The sequence below is a fragment of the Streptomyces inhibens genome, assembly GCF_003389455.1.
GTDB classification, from domain to species: domain Bacteria; phylum Actinomycetota; class Actinomycetes; order Streptomycetales; family Streptomycetaceae; genus Streptomyces; species Streptomyces inhibens.
The window spans coordinates 1-4,936 of sequence record NZ_QUAC01000364.1 but is presented as its reverse complement, the minus strand read 5'-3'; the positions used below and the strand labels follow the sequence as shown (position 1 = coordinate 4,936).

Genomic DNA, 4,936 nt, shown 5'->3' with positions numbered 1-4,936 from the left:
GCCCCGGAACCCGACGACGGGTTCCGGGGCGCCGCGCTGTGCGTTGCTCAACCCTCCTTGCAGTACTCCTGTTCCTTGCCGATCGAGCGGTAGACACAGTCGGAGATCTCCAGGAGCTTGAGTACCGCGTCCTTGTTGCGGGCGGTTTCCTTGGGGATCACGGTGTCCCGGGGATAGAAGCCGCCGCTCCCCGCGGACGACGGGTACATCTCGAACGTGTACGCGAATATCTTCTGGTCCCCCCACAGCCAGTCATCGATCGCGCCATCGGTGATGTAGAGCTCGCTGGACTGCTCGGGGGTGTAGCCGTTGCTGGCGGCCATGTTCTTGCCGATGGTGGCGAAGGTGTCGTGGTCGTCCTGGGTCATGCCGGGGCCGGTTTCGTCGTTGGTGAAGCCGAAGGGCCACAGGACGAGTTCGCTGTAGGTGTGGAAGTCGATGGCGGTCTTGATCTGCTGCTTGCCGCCGATGTTGCGGCTGTGGACGAATTTCGAGACGACCTGGACCTCGGGGGCCGAGGCGGCGGAGGGGCCGCGGTAGGTCTCGTCGCCGGGGTCGTCCGAAGAGCCGTTGCAGCAGCCCCATTTGAAGTCCCAGTTGCGGTTGAGGTCGGTGCCGACCTGGCTGGTCCCGGCGTTGGGCTGGCGGTTCTTGCGCCAGCTGCGGAACCGGCCGGAGGCGATGTCGTACTCGCCGCCGTCCGGGTTGAGATCGGGGATGATCCAGATCTCGCGGGAGTCGAGCATCTTGGTGATGCGGTCGTCGCTGCCGTACTTCGAGGTGAACTCGTTGAGGAGGTAGAGGGCCATCTCGACCGTGAGGTGTTCCCGGGCGTGCTGGTGGGCGGTGAAGAGGACCTCGGGCTCCTGCTCGTCCTTGGTGACGTTCTTGCTGAGTTTGAGGGCGAGGATGTTGCGGCCCTCGTGAGAGGTGCCGATGACCTGCTTGCTGAGGATGGCCGGGTACTTGGCGACGAGGGCGTCGATCTCCTTCGTCGCCTCGTCGTAGGTGTGGTAGTTCGTGTAGCCGGCCGGGAAGTCCTTGACGCGGGGCTTGGGGGAGGCCGTGGTGGCGCCCGGCGGATCGGGCAACAGGCGGAGTGTGTAGCCGAGTTGGCGTACGACGGCGGCTTGGGCGCGGGTCGCGGTGATGACGACGGCGCGGGCGTGTACCTCGTCGATGCTGACGCCGGTCGCGGTGAGAGCGGTGCGCTCCGTGGGGGTGGCGGGGCCCTTCACCTCGTACTGGTGGGGGAGTTCGGCGTCCCGTGCGGCGCCGGGCGCGGGCCCGGTGGGCGGGGATTCCTGCGCCTGGGCGGCGGCTATCGGGGCGGCGAGCGCGAGGGAGAGGAGTGCGGCGAGGACGGTGGTGCGTCCGCCGCGGATACGTGGTCGCATGCGGTCTCCTGTGGGGTGTGAGGCGAAGCGACTGCGCCAGTTTTGGGCGTTGGCATGGCCGGGTCAAGGCGTTGGATGGCCAGATGTGGGGTTGCGGGGCGGCAGCCGGGGCGTGGGTGAACCCGGCAACTTGCCATCGTTTTACGGAAATTGATTGCCTCGCGCGGCTGTGGCACTAACAATGCGCACGACAAAACCGAAGGCGCCGGAAGGACCTTCGGTGACAGAAGCTGAGAGGACCCCCACATGAATCGACCTCTCGTCGGCACCCTGGCCACGGCCGTGCTGGGCGCCGCAGCCCTGGTGGGCACCGTCGGAACGGCCCACGCGGCCCCGCAGCACGTGGACCGCCACAAGACCAAGGCGGTGGACTTCGCCGGCACCGTCGCGCTGAGCAACTGCTCCGGTTCGATCGTCAAGATGCCCACCTCGCAGCCGAACGACCCGGCCCTGGTGATGTCCAACGGCCACTGTCTGGAAAGCGGTATGCCCGGCGCGGGCGAGGTCGTCGTCGACCAGCCGTCCAGCCGCAGTTTCACGCTGCTCGACAAGTCGGCGGGCACGCTGGGCCGGATCAAGGCCACCAAGGTCGCGTACGCCACGATGACCGACACCGATGTCTCGATCTACCAGACCGGCTCGACCTACGCCCAGATCGAGCAGAAGTACGGGATCAAGCCGCTGGAGCTGGCCACCGACCACCCGGCCAAGGGTGCGGGGATCAGTGTCGTCTCCGGCTACTGGAAGAAGATCTACTCCTGCAACATCGACGGGTTCGTGCCCACCCTCAAGGAGGGTGACTGGACCTGGAAGGACTCGGTCCGCTACACCCCGCAGTGCCAGACCATAGGCGGCACATCCGGGTCGCCGGTGATCGACACCACGACGGGCAAGGTCGCGGCCATCAACAACACGGGCAACGAGGACGGCGAGAAGTGCACCGTCAACAACCCGTGCGAGGTGGACGAGAGCGGCAATGTCACGGTGCACAAGGGCATCAACTACGCACAGGAGACGTACGGGATCCCGAAGTGCTTCGGCGTCGGCAACAAGCTGGATCTGAGCGCCGAGGGATGCACGCTGCCGAAGCCGGCGGCCACCCGCAGGTGATCCGGCGGGAAGCGGCACGTAGCAGGCAGTAGGGGAAGCAGGACGCCAGGTCCCGTGCACGGGGTGCGCGGGACCTGGCTGTAGGGGGCGCCGGGGCGCCGGAGGGCGCGGCGCGCGGTTCCTGCTAGGGCAGGCCGTGGACGTGGGCGCCCACTTGGCCGGCGAATTCATTGCCGTTGGCGGCGTCCCAGTTGGTGGACCAGGTCATCGCGCCGCGCAGGCCCGGGTAGGTCTTGGACGGCTTGAACGAGCCGCAGTTGGTGCCCTGGGTGAGGCAGTCCAGGGCGGCGTTGACGACGGACGGCGCGACATAGCCGCTGCCGGCCGCGCGGGCGGAGGCCGGTACGCCGATGCCGACCTGCGAGGGGTCGAGGCCGCCCTCCAGCTGGATACAGGCGAGCGAGGTCAGGAAGTCGACCGAGCCCTGTGCGTAGACCTCGCCGTCGCAGCCGTTCATCGAACCGCTGTTGTAGTACTGCATATTGACGACGGTCAGGAAGTCCTTGATGCCGAGCGCCGTCTTGAAGTACTCGTTCTGCGGTGACTGCATGTCGATGGTCTGCGGGGCCATGGTCACCACGACGTCGCTGTGCCGGTCGTGCACGGCCTTGAGCGCCTGCGTCATATAGGTCGAGTTGAGGCCGTTCTCCAGGTCGATGTCGACGCCGTTGAAGCCGTATTCGTCCATCAGCCCGTTGACGGAGTCGGCGAAGTTCTTGGCGGAGGTGTCGTCGTTGACGGACACCGAGCCCTTCTCGCCGCCGATGGAGAGGACCACCGATGTGCCGGCCGCCTGCTTCGCCTTGATATCTGCCTTGAATTCGTCGGTGGAGCCGTAGCCGACGGCCGGGTCGAGGTGGAAGGTGACCGCACCGGGTTGGCCGGTGGCGTCGGCGAACGAGACCGCGATGATGTCGTAGGCGTCGTCGACGTCCTTCAGTTTCTGCACGGTGGCGCCGTTGTTGAAGTTCTGCCAGTAGCCGGTGACGGCGTGTGCAGGGACGGCGGCGGGGGAGGCCGGGGCCGGGTGTTCCTCGGACGCGTTGGCGGTGCCCGCCGCGACGGTGCCGGCCGACGTCAGCACCGCGGCGGCGACTCCTGCCAGAAGCCTTGTCCTGAGCCTGCTCTTCGCTCTTCCTGATCGTGCGCGAACCACGACTGCCTCCGGGTGGGGGGAAGGTGGGGGGAGTGGTGCGGATGCGCGTTCAGGGGCCCCTGCGCTTGCGGTACAACGTGGTCCAGACCATTGATCCTGTCAAGAGTCTTGCCGGAAGCGGGCGTTCCCGTGATTGTCGCTTGGGCGGTATGCGCCATTTCCCTGCGGAGGGATGGTCATGACGAGTAGCCCAGAACGTGTTCTCTGGGACGTATCTCTGTGGATAAAGTGCTGAGCGTATGGCGCCGATGGCGCAGAGCTGTGCCGATCCGCGGTCCCGGGACCCCCGGCGGCCGGAGGGAGTGGGGGAGCGACGTGCCGACCGCGATTGCAGTCACCAGCCCTGACCTCGCGCTGCCGGCGACCGACCGGCAGACCCCCGCCGCGGTCGTCCTGCAGCCCCCGCATCTGCAGCCGCTGGACGACGCCCTGACGGAGACCAGCGCCGTACTCGAACACCACGGCCATCTCGTCGTGCTCTACTCCGCCGCCTGCCCGCCGGAACACATCCGCCGGCTGCACACCCTGCGCGCGGTCCTGGAGAGCGACCGGATCGCCATCCTGCCGCTGTCCCTGCCGCCGCTGGGCGTGGCCCTGCTGGCCCGTCAGCTGCGGCAGTTGTCGCTCTGCGACTTCAGCCCCGGGGTGCTGGCCAGTGCGGCGCGGCTGCTGTCCCACTACATCCACGCGGGCGCACTGCTGGGCAGTGTCAGCGGCCTGGACCGGGTCGAGGTCGATCTGCGCTCCCATATGAAGTCCTGGCTGCCCGGCGCGCACTTCGCGGTGCTGGCCAACCCCGAGCCGCAGCTGCTGCATCTGGACCGGCACAGCACCGAGGCCGGGCTGCGGGCGCCCGGGTTCGCCACCCAGCTCGCGGTCGCCCGCGGCCAGCTCACCGCGGAGTGGGTGACCGGGGCGCTCGCGCCGTCCTGGCAGGTGCAGGGGGTGTACGAGGCGCGGCTGCCCGCCGAGTCCGCCCGGTGGTGGGGGACCCAGAAGCTGATCGAATTCGCGGCGGCCATTCCGGATCTGTCGGTCCTCTACCAGCTGGTGGCGTCGGTACGGCGCGAGGAGTGCGGCTGGTGCGGGCTGGAAGTCCTGGGGGACCGCTGTGCGTTCTGCGCGGCGCCCCTGGCGAGGGACCGGGCGACGGGGGGTGGCGGGTCCGGCCGGGGCCCCGCGGCCATAGGGGGGCCGGGGCCGGCGGCGGGCACCGCCACGGCACCGGCCAAGGACCCGGCTCCGGCGTCCGCGCCGTCCGCCGACTCCGCTC

3 protein-coding genes and 1 pseudogene are annotated in these 4,936 nt (G+C 68.4%); 2 read left to right on the top strand and 2 right to left on the bottom strand.

Translation table 11 applies throughout. The features are described 5' to 3' along the window. Window positions 1-47 precede the first annotated feature (47 nt). Window positions 48-1,397 (bottom strand): M14 family metallopeptidase, encoded by a 1,350-nt coding sequence (locus tag DY245_RS34575; protein ID WP_128511066.1) that lies wholly within the window; start codon window positions 1,395-1,397, stop codon window positions 48-50. A 246-nt stretch (window positions 1,398-1,643) separates the two neighbouring features. Here DY245_RS34575 and DY245_RS34570 point away from each other — a divergent pair, with 246 nt between their 5' ends. After that, window positions 1,644-2,507: a S1 family peptidase gene (locus DY245_RS34570; RefSeq protein WP_128511065.1), complete on the top strand. Its 864-nt coding sequence runs from the start codon at window positions 1,644-1,646 to the stop codon at window positions 2,505-2,507. Between the two features lie 124 nt (window positions 2,508-2,631). On the opposite strand, the gene DY245_RS34565 is transcribed toward DY245_RS34570, so the two are convergent. Beyond that, window positions 2,632-3,663, bottom strand: a complete 1,032-nt coding sequence (locus tag DY245_RS34565) for a chitinase (RefSeq protein ID WP_128511064.1) — start codon at window positions 3,661-3,663, stop codon at window positions 2,632-2,634. Between the two features lie 315 nt (window positions 3,664-3,978). On the opposite strand from DY245_RS34565, the pseudogene DY245_RS34560 reads away from it, so the two are divergent. After that, window positions 3,979-4,936, top strand: a pseudogene (locus tag DY245_RS34560) (hypothetical protein); the annotation flags it as partial.

Coding starts and splice junctions, on each gene's coding strand:
- DY245_RS34575 (WP_128511066.1), bottom strand. CDS start 1,397: ATGCGACCACGTATCCGCGGCGGACGCACCACCGTCCTCGCCGCACTC.
- DY245_RS34570 (WP_128511065.1), top strand. CDS start 1,644: ATGAATCGACCTCTCGTCGGCACCCTGGCCACGGCCGTGCTGGGCGCC.